This is a genomic window from Pseudoramibacter faecis (genome assembly GCF_036289405.1).
Taxonomy (GTDB): Bacteria; Bacillota; Clostridia; order Eubacteriales; family Eubacteriaceae; genus Pseudoramibacter; species Pseudoramibacter faecis.
On sequence record NZ_JAYFFI010000007.1, the window covers coordinates 71,946 to 93,958 of the forward strand.

At 59.9% G+C, this 22,013-nt stretch carries 25 protein-coding genes; 24 read left to right on the forward strand and 1 reads right to left on the reverse strand.

What is annotated here, in order from left to right; genetic code table 11:
- Nucleotides 1-8: 8 nt before the first annotated feature.
- The 23 genes from V3C63_RS06755 to V3C63_RS06865 all read left to right on the forward strand — a co-directional run bounded on the left by V3C63_RS06755 (nucleotide 9) and on the right by V3C63_RS06865 (nucleotide 20,925).
- Entirely contained in the window at nucleotides 9-650 is a 642-nt protein-coding gene (locus V3C63_RS06755) for a precorrin-8X methylmutase (RefSeq protein ID WP_329887039.1), read from the forward strand.
- 1 nt (nucleotide 651) lies between these two features.
- Nucleotides 652-1,392: a precorrin-2 C(20)-methyltransferase gene (gene cobI, locus V3C63_RS06760; RefSeq protein ID WP_329887040.1), complete on the forward strand. Its 741-nt coding sequence runs from the start codon at nucleotides 652-654 to the stop codon at nucleotides 1,390-1,392.
- A gap of 20 nt (nucleotides 1,393-1,412) precedes the next feature.
- The gene (gene cbiD, locus V3C63_RS06765; RefSeq protein ID WP_329887041.1) at nucleotides 1,413-2,549 is read left to right on the forward strand and encodes a cobalt-precorrin-5B (C(1))-methyltransferase CbiD; all 1,137 of its coding nucleotides are present in this window, start codon (nucleotides 1,413-1,415) and stop codon (nucleotides 2,547-2,549) included.
- Entirely contained in the window at nucleotides 2,537-3,166 is a 630-nt protein-coding gene (gene cbiE, locus V3C63_RS06770) for a precorrin-6y C5,15-methyltransferase (decarboxylating) subunit CbiE (protein ID WP_329887042.1), read from the forward strand. Before cbiD ends, cbiE begins: the two co-directional genes overlap by 13 nt.
- Nucleotides 3,159-3,770: a precorrin-6Y C5,15-methyltransferase (decarboxylating) subunit CbiT gene (gene cbiT, locus V3C63_RS06775; RefSeq protein WP_329887043.1), complete on the forward strand. Its 612-nt coding sequence runs from the start codon at nucleotides 3,159-3,161 to the stop codon at nucleotides 3,768-3,770. Before cbiE ends, cbiT begins: the two co-directional genes overlap by 8 nt.
- Nucleotides 3,767-4,543, forward strand: a complete 777-nt coding sequence (locus V3C63_RS06780; RefSeq protein WP_329887044.1) for a lysophospholipid acyltransferase family protein — start codon at nucleotides 3,767-3,769, stop codon at nucleotides 4,541-4,543. The genes cbiT and V3C63_RS06780 overlap by 4 nt, the downstream gene beginning before the upstream one ends.
- Before the next feature lie 18 nt (nucleotides 4,544-4,561).
- Nucleotides 4,562-5,815 carry a glutamyl-tRNA reductase gene (gene hemA / locus V3C63_RS06785; protein WP_329887045.1) on the forward strand — a complete coding sequence of 418 codons (1,254 nt, stop codon included), beginning with the start codon at nucleotides 4,562-4,564 and terminating at the stop codon, nucleotides 5,813-5,815.
- A complete protein-coding gene (locus V3C63_RS06790) occupies nucleotides 5,812-6,420 on the forward strand; it encodes a precorrin-2 dehydrogenase/sirohydrochlorin ferrochelatase family protein (RefSeq protein ID WP_329887046.1) in 609 nt (202 codons plus the stop codon). The genes hemA and V3C63_RS06790 overlap by 4 nt, the downstream gene beginning before the upstream one ends.
- Nucleotides 6,417-7,346 carry a hydroxymethylbilane synthase gene (gene hemC / locus V3C63_RS06795; RefSeq protein ID WP_329887047.1) on the forward strand — a complete coding sequence of 310 codons (930 nt, stop codon included), beginning with the start codon at nucleotides 6,417-6,419 and terminating at the stop codon, nucleotides 7,344-7,346. Before V3C63_RS06790 ends, hemC begins: the two co-directional genes overlap by 4 nt.
- 1 nt (nucleotide 7,347) lies before the next feature.
- A complete protein-coding gene (gene cobA / locus V3C63_RS06800) occupies nucleotides 7,348-8,874 on the forward strand; it encodes a uroporphyrinogen-III C-methyltransferase (protein ID WP_329887048.1) in 1,527 nt (508 codons plus the stop codon).
- A gap of 35 nt (nucleotides 8,875-8,909) precedes the next feature.
- Nucleotides 8,910-9,881 (forward strand): porphobilinogen synthase, encoded by a 972-nt coding sequence (hemB, locus tag V3C63_RS06805; protein WP_329887049.1) that lies wholly within the window; start codon nucleotides 8,910-8,912, stop codon nucleotides 9,879-9,881.
- 9 nt (nucleotides 9,882-9,890) lie between these two features.
- On the forward strand, nucleotides 9,891-11,195 hold the full coding sequence (gene hemL / locus V3C63_RS06810) for a glutamate-1-semialdehyde 2,1-aminomutase (RefSeq protein WP_329887050.1): 1,305 nt from the start codon (nucleotides 9,891-9,893) through the stop codon (nucleotides 11,193-11,195).
- Nucleotides 11,188-11,979, forward strand: coding sequence for a sirohydrochlorin cobaltochelatase (locus V3C63_RS06815; RefSeq protein WP_329887051.1), 792 nt, complete (start codon nucleotides 11,188-11,190; stop codon nucleotides 11,977-11,979). Before hemL ends, V3C63_RS06815 begins: the two co-directional genes overlap by 8 nt.
- 5 nt (nucleotides 11,980-11,984) lie before the next feature.
- Nucleotides 11,985-12,764, forward strand: coding sequence for a precorrin-4 C(11)-methyltransferase (gene cobM / locus V3C63_RS06820; RefSeq protein WP_329887052.1), 780 nt, complete (start codon nucleotides 11,985-11,987; stop codon nucleotides 12,762-12,764).
- Entirely contained in the window at nucleotides 12,765-13,835 is a 1,071-nt protein-coding gene (locus V3C63_RS06825) for a cobalt-precorrin 5A hydrolase (protein WP_329887053.1), read from the forward strand. It begins immediately after the preceding gene.
- Nucleotides 13,836-13,853: 18 nt separating this feature from the next.
- Complete coding sequence (gene cobJ / locus V3C63_RS06830; protein ID WP_329887054.1) at nucleotides 13,854-14,609, forward strand: precorrin-3B C(17)-methyltransferase; 756 nt, start codon at nucleotides 13,854-13,856, stop codon at nucleotides 14,607-14,609.
- Entirely contained in the window at nucleotides 14,606-15,370 is a 765-nt protein-coding gene (cobK, locus tag V3C63_RS06835; protein WP_329887055.1) for a precorrin-6A reductase, read from the forward strand. Before cobJ ends, cobK begins: the two co-directional genes overlap by 4 nt.
- The gene (locus V3C63_RS06840; RefSeq protein WP_329887056.1) at nucleotides 15,367-16,869 is read left to right on the forward strand and encodes a cobyric acid synthase; all 1,503 of its coding nucleotides are present in this window, start codon (nucleotides 15,367-15,369) and stop codon (nucleotides 16,867-16,869) included. Before cobK ends, V3C63_RS06840 begins: the two co-directional genes overlap by 4 nt.
- A gap of 13 nt (nucleotides 16,870-16,882) precedes the next feature.
- Nucleotides 16,883-17,893, forward strand: a complete 1,011-nt coding sequence (cbiB, locus tag V3C63_RS06845) for an adenosylcobinamide-phosphate synthase CbiB (RefSeq protein WP_329887057.1) — start codon at nucleotides 16,883-16,885, stop codon at nucleotides 17,891-17,893.
- A gap of 19 nt (nucleotides 17,894-17,912) precedes the next feature.
- Nucleotides 17,913-18,971 carry a threonine-phosphate decarboxylase CobD gene (gene cobD, locus V3C63_RS06850; protein WP_329887058.1) on the forward strand — a complete coding sequence of 353 codons (1,059 nt, stop codon included), beginning with the start codon at nucleotides 17,913-17,915 and terminating at the stop codon, nucleotides 18,969-18,971.
- The gene (cobU, locus tag V3C63_RS06855; protein WP_329887059.1) at nucleotides 18,962-19,525 is read left to right on the forward strand and encodes a bifunctional adenosylcobinamide kinase/adenosylcobinamide-phosphate guanylyltransferase; all 564 of its coding nucleotides are present in this window, start codon (nucleotides 18,962-18,964) and stop codon (nucleotides 19,523-19,525) included. Before cobD ends, cobU begins: the two co-directional genes overlap by 10 nt.
- A 112-nt stretch (nucleotides 19,526-19,637) precedes the next feature.
- A complete protein-coding gene (locus V3C63_RS06860; RefSeq protein ID WP_329887060.1) occupies nucleotides 19,638-20,144 on the forward strand; it encodes an SEC-C metal-binding domain-containing protein in 507 nt (168 codons plus the stop codon).
- Nucleotides 20,145-20,316: 172 nt separating this feature from the next.
- Nucleotides 20,317-20,925, forward strand: a complete 609-nt coding sequence (locus tag V3C63_RS06865) for a GNAT family N-acetyltransferase (protein ID WP_329887061.1) — start codon at nucleotides 20,317-20,319, stop codon at nucleotides 20,923-20,925.
- 99 nt (nucleotides 20,926-21,024) lie between these two features.
- Here V3C63_RS06865 and V3C63_RS11800 read toward each other — a convergent pair whose 3' ends face one another.
- Nucleotides 21,025-21,360 (reverse strand): IS3 family transposase, encoded by a 336-nt coding sequence (locus V3C63_RS11800; RefSeq protein WP_425355361.1) that lies wholly within the window; start codon nucleotides 21,358-21,360, stop codon nucleotides 21,025-21,027.
- A 99-nt stretch (nucleotides 21,361-21,459) separates the two neighbouring features.
- On the opposite strand from V3C63_RS11800, the gene V3C63_RS06870 reads away from it, so the two are divergent.
- On the forward strand, nucleotides 21,460-22,013 hold a 554-nt coding region (locus tag V3C63_RS06870; protein ID WP_425355360.1), incomplete at its 3' end, for a flavodoxin family protein.

Here is a 22,013-nt window from a genome sequence, read left to right on the forward strand (position 1 = left end):
ATAAACGCATGAAAAACTACATTAATAATCCACAGGCAATCGAGAAGCGCAGCTTTGAGATCATCGGTGAGGAATTGGGCGGTATTCACTTCGCTGAAGAGACAGATAGCATTATCCGCCGGGTGATTCACACCACGGCCGATTTTGAATACGCAAGACTCATCGAGTTTAAAAATGACGCGGTGAACAGCGGCCTTGCGGCGCTGGCCGCCGGCAAGAAAATCTATGCCGATACGATGATGATCAAATCCGCGGTGAACAGTCGGGCCATGGCGATGCAGAGCGTTGAAATCGTGAATTACGTTCATGACGAGGACGTTCGCGCCGAAGCCAGGAAGCGGAGCGTGACCCGGTCGACGGTTGCCATGGAAAAGGCTATGCGGAACGACGACGTCGGGATTTTTGCCATCGGCAACGCACCGACAGCGCTTTATCGTCTGATTGCGTTCATCAAGGACGGTGCTCCCAAGCCGGCGTTGATCGTCGGCGCGCCCATCGGCTTTGTCGGGGCAGCCGAGTCCAAGAAGGCTCTGGACGAGCTTGACGATTTCGGCATTCCCTACATCCGCATCAACGGGCGCAAGGGCGGCAGCCCGGTGGTCGGCGCGATTTTAAACGCGCTGCTTTATCGCCTGGGAAGGGAGTGGTAAGATGGCGGAAAACAAAGGCGTTTTATACGGCATCGGTGTCGGTCCAGGGGATCCGGAGCTGCTAACTGTCAAGGCTGTCCGCGCGATTAAAGCGGCCGACGTGGTGATCAGTCCCACCGGAAAGATGGGCGAGCCGAGCATCGCCTTTCGCATCGCTGAGCCCTATATCGCGAAAGAGCAGCGTTGCCTCACCATGGACTTTCCGATGCTGTCGCTGTCGGAAGAACGGGAAGCGCTGGATGCCCAGTGGCAGGCAAACGCTGACGCGATTCACGCGATTTTAGATCGGGGGGAGAGCGCGGTGTTTCTAACCCTGGGTGATCCCATGGTCTATTCGACCTATTCCTATGTGATGGCTTATTTGTTGCAGCGAGGCCTCGCGGTGGAGACCATCTCGGGGATTCCGTCGTTTTGCAATCTGGCGGCACGACTTAATATCCCGCTGACCCAGGGGGAAGAATCCCTGGGTGTGGTGGGCATGACCGAACCCATCGAAAAGGTTCGGGCGGTGCTCGATGCCCATCAAAACATCGTCGTGATGAAGGCCTCCGCGGGAAACGAAGCGCTGGCAAAAGAGCTTTCGGCCCGCGGCCTCGAACAGCATTTCGTGATGGTGTCCAATATCGGCATGGCCAATCAGCAGGTGACTACCGATATTCAGGCGCTGGCCGGCAAGGTGCCCTATTTATCGACGGTGCTCATCAAAAAGAGCGGACTCGGCGGCTTTGCAACGGCAGAATAATTTTTGTGGGGGAGTACCCGATGGGAAAACTCGAAAAATACATCGAAAAGGGCGGCAAGCGCATGCGCTACGGCTATACGACGGGCTCCTGTGCGACGGCGGCGTCCAAGGGGGCGGCGACGATGCTGCTTTCCGGGGAACGCCGGGACGCGGTCACCATCGACACGCCCAGGGGCTGGCAGCTGACCATCGACCTTTACGATATCGAGATGACGGCGGAAGCCGTGACCTGTTCGGTGATTAAAGATGCGGGGGACGACCCGGATGTCACCGACGGCATGCGCGTCTTTGCGACGGTGCGCCGGCAGGCAGAGCCGGGCGTGACTTTTAAAGGCGGGCCGGGGGTTGGCATTGTGACGCTTTCCGGTCTTTCGATTCCTGTCGGGGAACCGGCCATCAACCCGACGCCCCGGGCAATGATGCGCCGGGAACTGGCGGCGGTGGCCAGAGCTTTTGGCTATCCCGGCGGTTTTGAAGTGACCATCGCCATGCCGGAAGGCGTCGAGTTGGCCAAACGCACCTTCAACCCCAAGCTCGGTGTAGTCGGCGGGTTGTCGGTCATCGGGACCTCCGGCATCGTGACGCCGATGAGTGAGGAATCGCTGAAGGCTTCGATGAAGTTGGAACTGTCGGTCCTGCAGGAGAAGGGATACGAGAATGTGCTTTATGTGCCGGGCAATTATGGCGCGGATTTTGCCAAATCGCTGGGCCTTGACCTGACGCCGATGATCAAGATCAGTAATTTTGTGGGCTTTATGCTGGAGCAGGCCGAGCGCATGCAGGTGAAGCGAATACTTTTCATCGGGCATCTGGGCAAACTCATCAAGGTGGCCGGGGGAATTTTTCAGACCCATTCGGCGGTGAGTGACGCCCGGGTGGAGATTCTCGCGGCGAACGCAGCCTGGATGGGTGCTGACCGCGGCTGCATCGACCGCATTCTGCACTGCACGACGACGGACGACGCCATCCCGATCATCCAAGAGGCGGGGCTCGACGGCTATTTCGATCATATCGCGCAACGGGTGAAAAAGCGCTGCGAGGCCAAGGTTTACGGCAACGTAGCCATTGAAGTGATCCTCTTCAGCCGGGACTACGGATTGCTGGGGCAGACAGCCGGCGCTCGAGCGTTTAAGGAGCTTTTCGCATGTACAAAATAAAAGTAGTGAGCCTCGGGCCGGGGCATCCGGATTATATTTTGCCGGTGGCCAAGCGCGCCATTGCCGAAGCGGAGGTGATCTGCTGCGGCAGGCGCCACCTTGAAAGCTTTGACGCGATGGGCAAAACCGTGCATATCATTGGCAGCGGCGGAGAGAAGCTTACGACGGTGATGGCGAAGGCTGCCGCAGTGTATCCGACCCAAAAGACGGCGCTGGTTGTTTCGGGCGACTGCGGATTTTACAGCCTGCTCAGCTATGCAAGAAAGGTCATCGGTCCGGCGCACGTCGAAGCCTTGCCGGGGATTTCATCGCTGCAGTATTTGTTTGCGAAGATCAGTCGTCCCTGGCAGGATGCCAGACTGATGAGCCTGCACGGCCGGGATCAGGATTTGATCGGCGCGCTTGAAGCCGCGGGGACCGTTGGCGTGCTCACCGACGACACCCACAACACCGCGGCCATCGCCCGCGAGCTGTTGGATCACGACTTTGGCGGCAAGGTGCTTTATACCGGGGAAAATCTTTCCTATCCGGAAGAACGCATCACCAGATTAACAGTAGAGGAGGCGCTGACATTCCGGGAACGGGGCATGTCGGTGGTGATTATAACCGATGAGTGAGATTGCAGCCTATTCAGACGAAGCTTATATCCGCGGCAAGGCGCCCATCACCAAACGGGAAATCCGGGTGCTGACCGTTGCCCTGTTGGGCATTGATGCTTCGGACGTGGTGGTGGATATCGGCGCGGGCACCGGCGGCCTGACGATGGAGGCGGCCCACGCAGCCCGTGCCGGCCGGGTTTACGCGGTAGAGGCCGAGCCCGCAGCCCAAGCGCTGATTCGTCAAAACATCAAACATTTTGACGCTTCTAATGTGACGCTCATCGAGGGCAGGGCGCCCCAGGCCCTTGAGGCCATTGGTGAGCCGGCCGATAAAATCATCGTCGGCGGGAGCGGCGGCGCCGTGGAGAACATCCTCGTTTGGTGCCGCGACCATCTGCGGGACGGCGGCCGGGTGGCGACGAATTTTATCACGCTGGAAAACGCGGTGCGGGCCAAACTTTATCTGACGACGCACTTTCAAAACGTGGAAGTGATTCAGGTCGGGATCAGCCGGGGCGAGCCCGTCGGAGGCTTGACGATGATGAAGGCGCAAAACCCGATTTATATCATCACCGCAGATAAAAAGGGCCCGGGAACCGAGGGAAAGAAGGACAGACATTGAGAACCATCATCTGGTTTATTTATTTTTGGCTGTACTTAATCGCAGTCTGGCCGGTGTATCTGCGGGCGCATTATCTGGCGCGTCGTGGGCGGACCGAGGCACATGATGCGCTGGTTCGAAAGGTAACCGGGAACTGGGCCCGGCGGCTGATCGCGCTGGCCGGCGGCCAAGTGCGCGTCGAGGGGCTTGAATATCTGCCGGCCGGGCCGGCGGTTTATGTTTCCAATCACCTGGGGTATTTTGATGTGCCCCTGGTGCTCGGCTATTTGGGCGACGATACCAAGCCGTTGATGGCCAAAGCGGGAATCGCAAGGCTCCCGCTGATCCATCAGTGGATGCGCGAGCTGCACTGTGTCTTTATCGATCGGGATAATCCGCGCAAGGCAATGGCGGCGCTTTCGGAAGCAGAGCACTGGGTGGCCGAAGGCTACGCCATGACCGTGTTCCCGGAGGGCACCCGCAGTGTCGACGGCCGCGTCGGCGAATTTAAAGCCGGCGCCTTTCGCATCGCACAAAAAAATCAGGTGCCGGTGGTGCCGTTTGTGATCGCCGGAACCGATCGGATGATGCGCCGGGGGAGCCTTGCGGTACATCCGGCGGCCGTGACATTAACGGTGCTGCCGCCCATCGACACAGCCGGTTTTTCCCGAAAGGATTGGAAAGCGCTGCCCGAGCAGGCTCGGGCGCGCATCGTCGCGGCACAGAACGCGCGCATCGATGAAAATAAAAGGCGAAGAAGAGTTGAAAGAAGGTCGGGCGGCAGACCTGATTAGAATTGGGGGATCATAAGCGTGGAAATCGTTGTTGTCGGGATGGATCATCGCTGGGCACCGCTGGAGATCAGAGAAAAGGCGGCTTTTATCAGCCGGACGATCAAAGAAGGGATCGCGGCGCTCACAGCGCACAGCGAAGTGGCCGAGACGGTGATTTTATCCACCTGCAATCGCAGTGAGATTTATGTGGCGTCGGAATCCGCGGAAAAGGCCGTGGCCATCCTCAAGGATTTTTATATCAGTGTGAAGACGCCGGAAGCCGAGACCTATCTCTTTGCGTATCGCGGAATCGAAGCCGTGCGCCATCTCTTTCGGGTGGTGACGGGGCTGGACTCGATGATTCTGGGTGAAGACCAGATTTTGGGGCAGGCCAAGGATGCCCTTGAAAAAGCACAGCGTTATCGCGGCGCCGGCAAATTTTTGACCAAAGCTTTTCGGGAAGCCATCACCTTTTCCAAGAAAATTAAAACCGTGTATAAAATTTCGGAAACGCCGCTGTCTTTGAGCTCGACGGCGGTTAAGCACATTAAGCGGCTGTTCCCGGAGGATTATGCGGATAAAAAGGTGATGATCATCGGCTCGGGCAAGATGGGCAAGCTTGCTCTGCAATATATGGACGCCGAAGGCTTCCGCCGGGTGTATATGACCAACCGCACCTATCATCCGGCTCCGGAATACGAAAAGGTGTACCGCGGCGGTGGCGGCGTAACGGTGGTGCCCTATCCAAAGCGTTATGACGTGATGGGCGAAATGGACGTGGTGATTTCGGCGACGGCCTCGCCTCACCGGGTGATCAGGCAAGCAGATTTTCCTGCACGGACCAAGCCCGTCGTCCTCATCGATCTCGCGCTGCCCCGGGACATCGACCGTGCGCTGGCCGACGACGCGCAGGTCACCCTGATGACTATCGACGACTTCAATCACATCATCGACGAGACCAAAGCCTACCGGGAACACGTGGCCCAGCAGATTTCCGCCCAGGTGGGGGATGCCGTGGATGCGCTGGTGCGCTGGATCGACAAAGCCAAAGTTGACAGCATCATTGGCCTGCTCAACCAGAGGGCTCAGGGCCTGGCCGATGAGACGATCGCGATTTTAAACAAGCGCTATGGATTTACCGGAAAGGATCAGACCTTTCTTGAGAAAATTGTGCATTCGGAGTTTCGCAAAATGGTGATGCCGGCGGTGCATACCCTCAAGACGACGGATGACGACGCCAAGATCGCCCAGTACCGCGAAGCGCTGACGGCCCTTTTGGAGGATCCGGCATGAAGACGCCGCTTCTTTTTGAAATGAACGGCCGGCGGGCGCTGGTGGTCGGCCTCGGACGCGTCGGTCGGCGCCGGGCCCGCACCTTGGCAGACGCCGGCTGCGCGGTGACGGCGCTGATCCAAGTACCGCCGCCGGCCGATTGGGACAGCACTGGCGTCAAGATGGTGCAAAAGACCTTCGAGGCGGCGGATCTTGCATCGGCCGATCTCGCGGTGGCGGCGACGGACGACGCCGAGACGAACGCGGCGGTGCTCGCGGCCTGCCGGACGCGGGGCATTCCGGTAAATGTGGCGGACAATCCCGGCGCGTCGGATTTCTTCTTCCCGTCGGTGATCCGCCGAGGAGATTTAACGTTATCGGTGTGCACCGAAGGGGCGAGCCCGATGACGACCAAAGCCATTGTGAAGGAGCTCAAGGCGGCCTATGGGGAGGATTATGCTGAGCGCCTGGTTTATTTAAAGACCTTGCGGGCGGTTATTATCGCCGGAACGGACGATGCGGCGGAAAAGCGGCGGCGATTAAAGGAACTGACGGCGCTGCCGACATCCAAATTGGCAGCGCTGGCCGCATCCCAAAAACAATCGGAGCAATCGGAGGAAACATGAAAAAAATCGTTGTCGGCTCCCGGGGGAGCAGGCTGGCGGTCGCCCAGACCCGGTGGCTTTTGGATAAGCTCTCAGCGGCCCATCCGGGGATCCGCTTTGAACTGAAAATCATCACGACCAAGGGCGACCGCAATCAACATCAGGCGTTGGACGCCATCGGGGACAAGGGCCTTTTTACAGCGGAGCTCGAAGCCGAGCTGCTCTCCGGCGAGATTCAAATGGCGGTGCACAGCATGAAGGACATGCCTTCGACATTGCCGAAAGGCCTGTGCCTGACGGTGCCGCCGGTGCGGGAGGACCCGGCCGACGTGCTGGTGACGCCTCACGACGCAGCAAGCCTCGACGATTTGCCCAAAGGGGCCGTGATTGGCAGCGGCAGCAAGCGCCGGGTATTCCAGCTGAAGGCGCTGCGGCCCGATCTGCACACGGTGGGCATTCGCGGCAATATCGACACGCGCATCCGCAAACTTTTTGACGAGCGGCTGGACGGTATCGTCCTGGCGGCGGCCGGCATGCGGCGGTTAAACGTCTATGACGCGGCGGATTATCATCTGGTGCCGCTTTTACCGCCGGCCTTTGTGCCGGCGCCGGCCCAGGGTATTCTCGCGGTGGAAATTCGGGAAGACAATGCCGAGGTGAAGGCGCTGATGGCGGCGATCTGTGATGAGACCGCGCGCATTCAGATGGCGGCGGAGCGCGGCTTTTTAACGGCGCTTGACGGCGATTGTCATCTGCCTATCGGCGCCTATTGCGAAGTGGCCGGCGAGGCCGTCACCCTCCATGGGCTTTATGGTGATACGGCCGGAACGCGGTTGGCCAGGGCGTCGCTTGCCGGGACGAGAGAAGAAGCGGCGGCAGTGGGCGAAAGCCTTGCCCGAAGGCTTCGGGCGGCGGTCGCGCAGCCGGAAAGTGAAGTTGAAGCATAACATGAACGAAGCAAAATTAGGCAAAATATATTTGGTCGGCGGCGGCTGCGGCGATCCCGGGCTTTTGACCCTGCGGGCTAAGGCCAAGATCGAAACCTGCGACGCCCTGGTTTACGACGCGCTGGTCAACGGCACTTTTCTAGCGATGGCTTCGGCGTCCTGCGAAAAGATTTACGTCGGCAAGCGGGCGAATCACCATGCCCTATCGCAGTGGCAGATCAACGCGCTGCTGGTCGAATTGGGGCAGCAGGGGAAAACGGTGGTGCGTCTGAAGGGCGGCGATCCCTATGTTTTCGGACGCGGCGGCGAAGAGGGAATCGCGCTGCACCGGGCGGGCGTCCCCTTTGAGGTGATCCCCGGCATTCCCTCGGTGATCGGCGGTTTGGCCTACGCCGGGATCCCCATCACCCACCGGGACTGCGCCTCCTCCTTTCAGGTGGTGACCGGCCATTTGAAGGACGGCGGCGAGGCGCTGGACTGGCCGGTGCTCGCGAGGACCAAGGGCACCCTCGTTTTCTTGATGGGGATGAAAAACTTGGTCGCTATCGCCGGCAATCTTCTGCGCGAAGGCATGGACCCGGCAACGCCGGCGGCGGTGGTCTACCGCGCGTCTCAGCCGGGTCAGCGGGTGGTGACCGCGACCTTGGCCACCATCGCAGAGACTTCGCGGCAGGCGGGGCTGCACGCGCCGGCGCTCATCGTCGTCGGCAAGGTGGTGGCTCTGCGTGACGAACTGCGCTTTTTCGACAAGAAGCCTTTCTTTGGCAAGACTTTTCTCGTCACGCGCTCGCGCATCCAGGCGTCGTCGACGATGGAAAAGATCCGCGAGCTGGGCGGGGAAGCCATCGCCTATCCGACGATTCGCATCCGTCCGGTGCCCGAGGCGATGGCGCGCCTCGGCGAGGCCATCGACGCGCTCGGGCATTACAGCCATTTGATTTTCACCAGCGTCAATGGGGTCGAACTGTTTTATGGTGCGCTCGCCGCTCGCGGCAAAGACAGCCGGGCCCTGGCCGGGCTCACGATTACGGCCATCGGCCAGGCGACGGCCGCGGCGCTTGAGGACCGAGGGGTCGTGTCCGACGTGGTGCCGAAGCGCTACATCGGCGAGGAACTGGTCGATAAGCTTTCCCCGATGCTTGGAGAAGGCGACCGGGTGCTCCTGCCCCGGTCGAAGAACGCCCGCAGCCTTGTGGCCGACGAGCTGGCCAAGCTTTGCCCGGTGACGGAGTTGCCGATTTATGAGACCATCCGCGAGGACCGGACGGATATCGATGTGGCGGCGATGCTCGAAAGCCGAAAAATTGATTATATCACCTTTACCAGCTCGACCACGGCCAAATATTTTGCAGAAAAGCTCGGGGCGGATCACCTCAATTTGGTGCGGAACGCGAAAACGGCATCCATCGGCCCCCAGACCTCAAAGCAGATGCGCGAATTGGGAATGACGGTCGACATCGAGGCGGCCGCCTACACCATCGACGGGCTGCTCGATGCGGTCGAAGCGGATCTCGCGCCGGCGGAATAACGGAATGAAAACACAGCAGACATGGAGGTGTCACGATGATTTTACCCACAAGACTTCGGAAAAATAAGCAGATTCGGCGGCTCGTCCGCGAAACGCACTTGTCGATGGACGATGTGATTTATCCGATTTTTGTCGTCGACGGCGAGGGCATTCAGCACGAAATCCCATCGATGAAGGGGCAATATCACTATTCGATTGATCAATTGGACGACGTGGCAGCGATGCTCCGCGATAAGGGCATCGGCCACATCATGCTCTTTGGAGTACCGGCGGAAAAGGATGCCGAAGCTTCGCCGGCCTTTGCCGACGACGGCATCATCCAGCGGGCAACCCGCCGCCTCAAGGCCATCGATTCCGAGCTTTATATCATCGGGGACGTGTGCCTGTGTGAATACAAGAGCGACGGCCATTGCTGCTTCTTTGAAGAAAACGGCGACATCAAGCGGGACCGCTCCCTCGAGACGCTGTGCAAGGTTGCGGTGAGCCAAGCCCGGGCGGGCATCGATATGATCGCCCCCTCCGATATGATGGACGGGCACATTGTGGCGCTGCGAGCGGCCCTGGACGACGCGGGGTTTGAAAGCGTTCCGATCATGGGCTACTCGGCGAAATTCGCCTCGACCTTTTACGGCCCTTTCCGGGATGCGGCGGATTCGGCGCCGGCCTTTGGCGACCGAAGATCTTATCAGATGGACCCGGCCAACGGCAAGGAGGCCCTGAAGGAAGTGAAACTCGATATCGAAGAGGGCGCGGACATTGTGATGGTCAAGCCGGCCATGCCCTACCTCGACGTGATCAGCCAGGCCAAGGAGCTGTCCTATCTGCCGATGGCGGCCTATCAGGTTTCCGGCGAATACGCGATGATTCGCACCGCGGTGGATCAAGGACTGCTCGGCGAACGGGCGATCTTTGAAAGCCTGTTGTGCATCAAGCGCGCGGGGGCAGAGATCATCATCAGCTATTTTGCGCCGGATCTTCAGGCGCTCATCGACCGCTATCAGGATTAGGAGGCCATCATGCGACACGAAAAATCCCAAGTCCTTTATGAACGCGCCAAGCGCGTGATTCCCGGCGGGGTCAATTCGCCGGTGCGCGCCTTTAAGAATGTGGGCATGGCGCCGATCTTCGCAGACCGGGCTCACGGCGCGGCGCTGACCGACGCCGACGGCAACACCTATACCGATTATATTTGTTCCTGGGGGCCGCTGATTCTCGGGCATTCGTCGGAGATTTATTACGACGGCATCGACGCGGCGCTGGCCCGGGGCAATACCTACGGCCTGCCGACGGCCATCGAAATCGAAATGGCCGAAACCATTGTGGACGCGGTGCCCAGCGTCGAGCAGGTGCGCATGGTCAACTCCGGGACGGAGGCCACCATGTCGGCCATTCGCCTGGCTCGGGGATACACCGGCCGGGAAAAATGCATCAAGTTTGAAGGCTGCTACCACGGCCACGGCGACGCGCTTTTGGTGAAGTCGGGCTCCGGCACTCTCACCTTCGGGGTGCCCACCAGCGCCGGGGTAACCATCGGCACGGCGAAGGACACCCTGGTGGCGACCTACAACGATCTGGATTCAGTCAAAGGGCTCTTTGCCGACAACAAAGGCGAAATCGCCTGCGTGATCGTCGAGCCGGTGGCCGGCAACATGGGCGTGGTGCCGCCGGCGCCGGGCTTTATGGAAGGGCTTCGGGCCATCACCGAGGAAGCCGGCGCGCTTTTGATCTTTGACGAGGTGATCACCGGTTTTCGCGTGGCCTATGGCGGCGCCCAGGCGCGCATGGACATTGCGCCGGATCTGACCTGCTTCGGCAAGATCATCGGCGGGGGCATGCCCGTCGGCGCGTTCGGCGGCAAGGCCGAAATCATGGTGATGCTTGCGCCGGACGGCCCGGTTTATCAGGCCGGCACCCTTTCGGGCAATCCAATCGCGATGCAGATGGGGCTTAACAACCTGCGCTATCTGCGGGATCATCCGGAGGTTTATACGACACTTGACGCCCGGGCCAAACAGCTGACCGATGGCTTTGCGGCCAACCTCGCCGCGACGGGCATCAAGGGAACGCTCACCCGTTATGCGGAGATGTCGGCATTGTTCTTCACGGACGCGCCCATCGTGGATTTTGATTCGGTGATGACCTCGGACACGGCGCTTTACGCCCGGTATTTTAAGGCCATGCTCGCGCTCGGGCATTTGATGCCGCCGTCCCAGTTCGAGGGGATTTTCGTTTCGGCGGCGCACAGTGAGGCGGCGATTGCCAAAACTGTGGCGGATCAAAGACAGGTGCTGGAAAAATTGGCGGAGGAAATCCATGGCTAAACAGGCACTGCTCGTCGTCTCCTTCGGCACTTCCTATCACGAGACTTATCACAAAACCATCGAAGCGATCGAACACGACCTGAAAGCGGCTTTTCCGAAGGCGGATTTTTTCCACGCCTATACCTCCAAGATGATCATTGCCAAGCTCAAAAAGCGCGACGGCATCGCGATGGATACGCCGGTCGAAGCCCTCGAAAAAATCAAGGCGGGCGGCTACACCGAGGTGATCTGTCAGGTGACGCACATCATCAACGGGTATGAGTTCTACCGCATGATTCGCACAATGCGCCCCTATCAAGACGCCTTCGAGCGCTTTGAGATCGGGCGTCCGCTGCTCAGCAGCCACGCGGATTTTAAAACCATGGCAGGAGTGCTTGCGGATTTACTGCCGCCGCTGTCGCCGGTGGACGCCTGGGTGTTCATGGGCCACGGCACTGAGCACCACGCGAACAGCTGTTATCCGGCGATGGATCATTATTTGAAAGCCCGAGGGCAGAACCTCTTCATGGCGACGGTGGAAGGCTACCCGACGCTTGAAACGGTGATGGTAGAACTTCACGCCGGGCGTTATCGCCGGGTGGGGCTGATGCCTTTCATGGTGGTGGCGGGGGATCATGCCTTAAACGATATGACCGGCGACGCCGCTGATTCCTGGCAGAATCGCCTGCGCGCCGAGGGTTTCGATGTGATCCCGGTGGTGCGGGGACTCGGCGAATATTTGAGCGTGCGGGCGATGTTTGTCGATCACGCGCAAAACGGGACCGCGTTAAAGGAGTTAATATAGCAAGGATGAAAGTATCAGAAAAATCAAAAGAAACCGTCTATTTGATTGGCGCCGGTCCCGGCGATCCGGAGCTTTTAACGCTAAAAGGCAAGCGCCTCATCGACGAGGCGGACGTGATTATTTACGCGGGCTCGCTGGTTAACGCCAAGGTGCTCGAAGGCCACAAGCCGGACGCGGCGATTCACAACTCCGCTTCGATGACATTGGGCGAGGTGATCGATGTGATTGCGGCCGGCGTGGTGGCGGGGCAAAAGGTGGTGCGGGTGCACACGGGGGACCCGTCGATTTACGGCGCGATCCGCGAGCAGATGGATCGCCTCGAAGCGATGGGGATCCCCTTTGAGGTGGTGCCCGGGGTCAGCTCGTTCACCGCCTCGGCCTCTGTGCTCAAAAAAGAATTCACCCTGCCGGACGTCTCTCAAACGGTGATCTGCACCCGGCTCGAAGGGCGCACGCCGGTGCCGGAGAGGGAACAACTCGAATCCCTGGCGGCGCATCAGGCATCGATGGCGATTTTTCTGTCGGTGCAGAATATCGGGGAAGTCGCGGCGAGACTGCGCACCCATTACCGCGCGGATACGCCGGTGGCGGTGGTGCAGCGGGCGACCTGGTCGGATCAGAAGATCGTCACGGGCACCCTCAAAGATATCGAGGAGAAGGTGAAGGCAGCGGGCATCCGCAAGACGGCGCAAATTCTCGTCGGGGATTTCCTTGGGGACCAATACAGCCTGTCGAAGCTTTACGATCCGGGATTTAGCCACGAATTCCGAAAGGCCAGCCGGTAAATGGCGGCCAAGTGGGCGGCGGTGGCCGTGAGCCGGGACGGCGTGAAGATCGCCCTGCGGGCCAAGCGCGTCCTGGCGGAACAGGATGTGACCGTCTTTACCCTGAGTAAATACGCCGTGGCAGGCACCGAGGCGATCCCCGGAAAGCTCGCGGATTTTTGGGGGACATTGATGGCGGACTACGACGGGCTTATTTGCGTGATGGCCAGCGGCATTGTGGTGCGGGGCATCGCCCCCCACTTGACGCACAAGGCCGAGGATCCGGCGGTGTTGGTGATGGACAGCGGCGGTCGTTTTGTGATCAGCCTGCTCTCGGGGCATCTCGGCGGGGCCAATGCGACGGCGGTGATGCTGGCCAAAAGACTTTCCGCGACGGCGGTGATCACCACGGGAACCGATGTGAAGGGACTGATGGCGGTGGATATGCTGGCACAGAAGCTCGGCTGCGCGCTCGTGGATTTTGTCGGCGCCAAGGATGTGACGGCGGCCATTCTCGACGATGCGCTGGTGGCCATTGTGGACGAGGCCGGCCTCGACTTCGCGGGCATCGTGCTGCCGGGCAATCTTTTTGTGGCGCAGCCGGGCGAGCCCCTGCCGGCCCATCAGATTCGCATTTCGGAAAAGGCGACCTGTGCGTGGGACGCGGGGATCACTGGCGTGCAGCTCATCCCCAAGACCATCGTCTGCGGGGTGGGCTGCCGGCGGGATGCGCCGGGGGCGCGGATCGTCGAAAAGCTTGAGACGCTTTGCGCCGGGAACGGCATCCACCCCCGGGCGATCGCCGCTCTGGCCACCATCGGCTTAAAGGCTGAGGAAGCGGGCATCCGGGAGGCGGCCGCGCACTGCCATGCAGCGGTGAAAATCGTGCCGGACAAGATGATTCGTCTGGTGCAAAACCGCTTTGACGGCTCGGACTTTGTGGAAAAAACCACTGGACTGCGCTGTGTCAGCGAACCGGCGGGCTATGCGGCGTCGGGCTTCGGCGAATGCGTCGCGCCGGTGATGAAGGGGGACGGCGTCACCCTTTCGCTTTGGCGTCTGCGGCGGCCAGGCCGCGCGGATTTAAAATAAAACGAACGAGGAATATCAATGAGCGAGAAGCGTGAGAAAATTTACGTCGTCGGGCTGGGGCCGGGCGGCGCCGACCATATGACGGGGGCGGCGCTGGCCGCCCTGGCGGATGCGGATATTATCGCCGGCTACAAAACCTATATCGATCTGATTGCGGATCTCGGCGCGGTGGCGGGCAAAGACCTGCGGGCCTCAGGCATGCGCAAGGAGCAGGACCGCTGCCAGGAGTGCCTGGATCTGGCGAAGGCTGGCAAGACCGTGGCGCTCGTGAGTTCCGGCGACGCCGGGGTCTACGGCATGGCGGGCATCATGCTCGAGCTGGCCGAAAAGGATCCGGCCGGCGTCGAGGTGGAGGTGGTGCCGGGGATCTCGGCGGTCAACGCCGCCGCGGCCATCCTCGGGGCGCCGCTGATGCACGATTACGCCGTGATCAGCCTGTCCGATCTGCTGACGGACTGGGACGTCATCCAAAAGCGCATCCGTTTTGCCGGGGAGGGGGATTTTGTTATCGCCCTCTACAACCCCAAGAGCAAGGGCCGCCCCACCAATATCAACACCTGCCAGGAGATTCTCCTAGCGGTGAGGGATCCGAAGACCCCGGTGGGCATCGTGCAAAACGCCAAGCGCGACGGCGAGACGGTCTGCATCACCACCCTCGATGCCATGTGCGATCAGGAGATCAACATGTTCTCACTAGTCATCATCGGCAACTCGAAGACCACCGTCTCAGTCGATGGGAAGCGGATGATCACGCCCCGGGGGTATCAACTGTGATTTTGGTGCTCGGCGGCACGGCGGACGGCCGGGAGGCGGCGGAGCAGCTGGCGGTGTCCGGACGGAGTGTCATTTATTCCTCGATCAGCGCCTACAATGCGCCGGCAGAAAGAGCGCACCTCAATTGGCACATCGGCGCCATGGACGCCCGGGAGCTCGCAGCGATGATGCGCGAGCGGGGCATCACCCTATTGGTGGACGGCACCCATCCCTACGCCCGGGCGGCCTCGGAGAACGCGCTCGCTGCGTGCCGGGCGTCCGCTGTGCGCTATATTCGGCTGGAGCGGCCGGGCCTTGAGGCCATGACCGAGAAGGACGCGGTGATTCGCTGCGAGAGCTACGAAGCGGCGGTGGCCTACCTTGCGGTGCATCCCGGCAATATTTTAACGACCACCGGCAGCCGGGAACTCGTCCGCTATCAGGCGCTGCCCCGGGAGCGGGTGTTCCCGCGGGTGCTGCCGACGTCCGGTGTTATCGCGAAGTGTGAAGAACTGGGCTATCTGCCCAGGCAGATCGTCGCGATGCAGGGGCCCTTTTCTTTTGAAATGAATGCGGCGATGATTCGTGCGTTTAATATTCGCTACATCACCACGAAGGATAGCGGCGACATCGGCGGCGTGGCCGAGAAAATTCGGGCGGCGGCGGCCTGCGGTGCCGAGGTGCTATGCATCGAGCGGCCAAAGCTCGATTATCCCGAAACCGTGGCCACGGCCGAGGCGTTAATCGCGCGGCTGATGCCCCAGAAAGGCGGACCATCATGAGCAAAGCAAAGAAAATCATGTTTCAGGGGACGGGCTCGTCCGTGGGCAAAAGCCTGATCTGCGCGGCCATGTGCCGGATCCTGGGGGATCAGGGCCTGAAGGTGCTGCCCTTTAAAGCGCAGAACATGGCGCTCAATTCTTATATCACGGCGGACGGGAAGGAAATGGGCCGGGCCCAGGTAACCCAGGCGGAATGCGCTCGGGTGGCGCCGGACGTGGCGATGAATCCCATTCTGCTCAAGCCTAACTCCGACGTGGGCTCCCAGGTGATTTTGAATGGGGTCGCGGCCTTCAACATGGACGCGGCGGATTACCATCGCCATAAACCTCAGCTGGTTTCTGTGGTGCGCGAGGCCTACGACAAGCTTGCGGCTCAGGCAGATGTCATCGTCATCGAAGGGGCAGGCAGTCCGGCAGAGATCAACCTGCGGGAGAACGACCTGGTGAACATGGGCCTCGCGGAGCTTGTCGACGCGCCGGTGGTGCTCATTGGCGATATCGACCGCGGCGGTGTTTTCGCGTCGATTTACGGCACGATCAAGCTGCTGCCGCCGGAAGAGCAGGCGCGATTCGCCGGCTACCTCATCAATAAATTCCGGGGGGATGTGGCGTTGCTTAAACCCGGCATCGATATGATGGCGCCGATGATCCGGGTGCCCTGCCTTGGCGTGGTGCCCTACACCCGGGTGGTAATCGACGACGAGGATTCGGTGACCGAACGCTGGTACGGCCGGCATGAAGGCGCGGTGACGATCGGTGTCGTGCGGCTGCGCCACGTGTCCAACTTCACCGATGCGACGGTGTTCGACATGTATCCGGACGTCTCGGTGGAATACTACAAAAATCAGCGGGAGATCGAGCAGGCCGAGCCTGATCTTTTGATCATTCCCGGAAGCAAGAATACCATTGACGACGCGATTAAGCTTCGGGAGAGCAAGATGGCGGAAGCGATTGTGGCCAAGCACGCGGCGGGCGTGCCGGTGGTTGGCATCTGCGGCGGCTACCAGATCATCGGCGAGAGCATCGCCGATCCCCACCATGTGGAATCGGCGGCGGAGGTCGTCGCGGGGCTCGGCCTGCTAAACGTGCGAACGGTGCTGGGTGAAACGAAGACCACCACCCAGGAGCACGGCCGGGTGGGCGCGCGTTTCATGGATCTGGACATGACCGGCGACAACGTGACGGGCTACGAAATTCACATGGGTCAGACCGAGCCGACCGACGCGGCGACGGCGCGCTTTTGCACCTTGGCCGACGGCCGGGCCGACGGTGCGGTATCGGCTGATGGCAGCGTGATGGGCACCTACTTGCACGGCATCTTCGACAATGACGATTTCCGCGAGAAGATCCTCAATCGGATCAAGGCGAAAAAACACCTCGCGGCCGGCGCGGTGCAGAATTATGCGGCGTTTAAAGAGAGTCAATACGATTTGCTTGCGGCCGCGGTGAAGCAGGCGGTGGACATGGACGCGCTCATGCGCATCGTTGAAAACAGCTGAGCGGGGCGAAAGCATGTTCTTTGGGATAACAGCAGGCTGGTGGCTCGTGCTCATCGGCGGGGCGGTCACGCTCGACTGGGCGATCGGCGATCCGGCGAAGATCCCGCACCCCATCGTTTGGATCGGCCGCCTCATCGGCGCTTTAACGAAGGCGCTCAATCGCGGCGCGCCTCGGGCGCGCAAGGCGAAGGGGCTTTTGCTATGGCTTTTGGTGGTCGCCGTCACCGGCGGGGTGACGGCGGGGGTGCAGCGGCTGGCTTTGCGGCTGCATCCGGCGGTCTTTCTATTGGTGACGCTGTGGTTTCTCGGGACCACGCTGGCGGAAAAGAGCCTGCGCCGGGCGGTGGCCGGGGTGGCGGCCGCTCTGGCCGAGGACGACCTCCCCTCGGCGAGGCAGCAGGTGGGCTGGCTCTGCGGCCGGGACACCAGGGCGCTTTCGGCGCCGGAGGTGGTGCGCGCGGCGGTGGAGACGACGGCGGAAAACACGGTGGACGGGGTGCTCGCGCCGCTGTTTTACATGGGCGTCGGCCTTTTGACGGCGCACTGGCTGCCCTGGCTGAACCCGCTGACCTTGGCCATGGTCTATAAAGCGGTGAACACGATGGATTCGATGGTGGGCTACACCCAGGCGCCCTATCGCGACTTCGGGTGTTGGCCGGCGCGGCTCGACGACGTGTTGAATTGGCCTATCGCCCGCATCGGCTCGTGGATGATGCTCATCGGCGGAGCCCTGCTCGGCTTCGATGCGAAGAACGGCGCCCGGATCTACAACCGGGACCGGAACAACCACAAGAGCCCCAACGCCGGCCATCCGGAATCGGCGGCAGCGGGGCTCTTGCACATTCAAATCGGCGGGACCAACGTGTATTTCGGCGAGACGGTGGTCAAGCCCACCATCGGCGACGCGGATGAGCCGCTTTCGGCCGGACACATTCAGGCCTGCGTGTCCATCATGCTCGCGTCGGAGATCACACAGGCGGTGCTCATGGCGGTGGCGGCGGGGATTGCGCTGGGTCTGAGCTGAAAATAAAGGGGGAATAACCATGAATCAACACGGCGGATATCGCGGCGATCGGCAGGACATGTTGGATTTTTCGATCAACATCAATCCGCTGGGGATGCCGCCCCGGCTGCCCTATGATCTGGAGGCGGCCATGGCGGACCTCGGGCGTTATCCGGAGCCGGACGGCGCAATGCATAAGAAACGACTGGCAGCGCGGCTGGGGGTTTCGCCGGAGCAGCTGATCCTTGGCAACGGCGGCATCGATTTGATTGATCTTTACACCCGCAGCGTCGGGCGCGGTCACGCCTCAGCGGCGGTGGTCGTCCCCACCTTTAATGAATACCGTCACGCCCTGGCGATGAACGGCTGGGACCCGATCACCCTTTGGGAGATCGGCGCGGATTCGGATTTTCGTATCCATCCCGACGCCTTTACAGCGATGGTCGGGCAGACTCGGCCGGACGCGGTGTTCATCTGCAATCCGAATAACCCCACGGGCATGGCCTATTCGCCGGCGTTTTTATGCGGGTTGATGGATCGCTGCGATCCGGCCATCCACTGGTTTATCGACGAGTCGTTCATCGATTTTTCGGCCAAGGATTCCTGCCGCGATCTGCTTGCGGGCGAGCGCCGGCTGGTGCTTCTGCGCTCGCTAACCAAGTTCTTCGGGATTCCGGGACTGCGCCTCGGCTATGCGCTGGCGCATCCGGCGATCATCCGCGCGATGGAAAATCACCAAATGCCCTGGAACGTCAATGCGCTGGCGCTGGTGGCACTGGACACGGTATTCGACGACGCGCGCTTCATCGCCGATTCCAAATCCTACATGGCCAAGGAGCGTCACCGGGTTTATATGGGGCTCGAGCGGCTGGACGGGCTCACGGTGTATCCTTCGTCGGCGGATTTTCATCTGTGTCGTCTGGAAAGCGGCACGGCGGCTGCGCTCAATGCACGGCTTAACGAGCGGGGCATCCATATCCGAACCTGTGAGGATTTTACCGGGCTGGGCGAGGCGTATTTTCGGATCGCGGTGAAAAAGAAGGCGGACAACGACCGCCTGCTCGCCGCTTTAAAGGAGGAGCTGAACAGATGGGATTGACGTTGGTGACCGGCGGCGCGCGCAGCGGCAAGAGCGCCTATGCCGAAAAACGGATTGCCGAATGGGAAGCCGCGGGCGTTGGTCCGGTGACCTATATCGCGACGGCCATCCCCTTTGACGACGGCATGAAGGATCGTATTGCCAAGCACCGGGCGAGCCGGCCGGCACGCTGGGCGACTATCGAGCGCTATCGGGATTTTAGGGCGTTGGCCGACGACCCGGCCTTTGTGCAGAGCCAGACCGTTTTGTTGGACTGCCTGACGGTGTTGATCACCAATCAGATGTTAACCATGGAAACGGACTGGGACCACGTAGGCATGGAACGGGTGAACGCCATCGAGGCGGCGATTGCCGCCGACGTGAACGACGCGCTGGATCTGCTTGCGGCCAAACACAGCGTGATCGTCACCAACGAGGTGGGCATGGGTCTGGTGCCGGCCTACCGTATGGGAGGTCTCTTCCGGGACATCGCCGGACGCATCAATCAAATGACGGCGGCCCGCGCCGACGAGGTCATCTTTTGCGTGTCGGGCATTCCGATGCGCATTAAATAAAAGACAGCGATGCGTGAAAAGCTGGCGGCTTGTACAGCCCGCCGGCTTTTGCTATAATGATGAAAAAGCATTTGGCGGCGATCGCCAAGGAATCAAGCGAGGAGAACAGCACATGAGTTTATACGCGGACTGGAAGCAAACTATCGAAGACAACAGCCAGACAGCGGCCGGGCAGCGCGCCTTCTGGGACGGTTTTTGCGAACGGGAAAAACATATTTACGAAGATTTGCTCGGACAGCAGGAAGCCCGAGTATTGGGAACCGTCGCGGTCTTTGCCCAAAAGTATGCGATGCCGGAAACGGAAATTCTCGGATTTCTCGACGGGATCAGCGAAAGTCTGACGAATGCGCCGCCGGTGCTCGATGAGGTGACGGCCGACAGCGAATGGACTCTTGACATCGATTGGGAAAAGCTCTATTGGAACATGGTGAAGGTACCGGCCCCTTGGCTTTATGAATTGCCCCAGTGGGCAGGCATTTTAAGCGCCGATAAGCAAAAAGAGATCTATAAAAAGTGTCGGGCCCGCAACACCGTGATCAAAGCACAAAAGGTGGGCCGCAACGACCTCTGTCCCTGTGGCAGCGGAAAAAAATACAAGAAATGCTGCGGTCGAGCCTGAGAGCGCGCTGATAAATCAATGATTGAACGAGAGCATCGCGTTATGCGGTGCTTTTTTAATCGATTGTCAATTTAATAAAAGGAAAAGCACGGATATTTTAAGCGCGTGTGCAAAATAAAGTGCGATGATACTATAAAAATAACATGAGAAAGGCAGAAGGAAAGGATACGATATGCTGGAAAAACGCAGATGTGGCGGCAAGTCATCAATCCTTGCCGGCATTGACGCGATGAACCATTTGGGAACACAAAAGATTCAAACGAAGCGGCTGTGCCTGCGGCGCTTCGCGGCCGGAGATGCGCCGGCGGTTTATGCGCACTATGGCAGCGATCCTTTGGTGAATCGCTATATTAACTGGGCACCGAGCCGGACGCCGGCTGGGGCCGACACTTTTGTGAAAACGCATCTGGTCCGTTACGATACGGATCCGGTGTTTTATAGCTGGGCGATTGTGCTCGCAGGGGCGGTGATCGGTTCAATCGGCTTGTCCAATGTGAACGACGCCGCTCAATCCGCAGAGTTGGGATATAGTATTGGCAGCGCCTGGTGGGGAAAGGGCTTGGCAAGTGAGGCAGCATCGGCCGTCCTGACTTATGCTTTTAACGAAGTGGGGTTTCGCCGCATTTTCGCAGCGCATCATGTGGATAATGCGGCGTCGGGCCGGGTGCTTCAAAAGATCGGCATGCGCCGGGAAGGTGTAATGAGAGATGGACAGCGCAATGCCGACGGCAGTTGCAGTGATTTAATTCTGTATGGGGTGCTGAATGCTGCAAAGCATTAAAAATGGCAGACGGCAATTGTGGTTTAAAAGATAACCAAAAGAAAACACCTCTCGGTCTGATATGTACCCAAAATCCTGGACACATCATTGGAACCTAGGTTAGCAATAGATGGATGTTCTCCTGTATTTTACAGGAGGCATCCATTTTGTTTTGCTCTGGATCCGTTCGTTATTGTAGTAGTTTATATAGTTCCCTCCTGCTTTGGAGAAGGAATCAAACGATGGGTATTCCCTTTCATAGCCATCATACATTTCGTTCTTAAGCCTGCCAAAGAATGTCTCTATAATGCAGTTATCATAGCAGTTCCCCTTTCTTGACACAGACAGGATAATACCGTGTTTCTTCAGCTCGTTACGACAGAAAGCCTGCTGATATTGCCATCCCTGGTCACTTAAAGAGGGTACATATCTCTGCGCGGCGGGGCTTTTTTTGATGGCGTTTTGGCCATATAAATCCCTTTGGCGGGAATGAAATAGGTGCTATAATAAAAAGAAATAAACGAAGAGGAAGAAGAATGAGGAAGGAGAGGAAAAATGCGTATTCAGGCAATCACCACGCTTTATTTCAGTCCCACCGGCGGCACGCGGCGGGCGACCGTCGCTGTCGCCCGGGCCATGGCGGCGGCACTGGCTGTGCCGATGCAGACGGTGGATATCACGCGCCGATCGAATCGGCAGCAGGCCCGCTGTTTTCGGGAGGATGATCTGGTGATTGTCGGGATGCCGACTTATGCCGGACGCCTGCCCAATAAAATCGCACCGGACCTGAGGGATTGTCTGCAGGGGCGGCGCACGCCGGCAGTGGCGGTGGTGACGTTCGGCAATCGCGCTTACGATAACGCTCCGGCGGAGCTTTGCGCCCTGCTTGAGGCCGAAGGCTTTCGGCCCTTCGGCGCGCTGGCTCAGCCCTGCCGCCACGCCTTCAGCGATCGGCTGGCCCCCGGGCGACCGGACGCGGCGGATCTGGCTGCATTGGCGGACTTCGGCCGGCAATTGGCTGCGCGCTTGCAGCGCGGGGACCTTCCGCAGGTGGCGGTGCCCGGCGATCCGGACGCGCCCTATTATGTGCCCCGCGGCACGGATGGCCA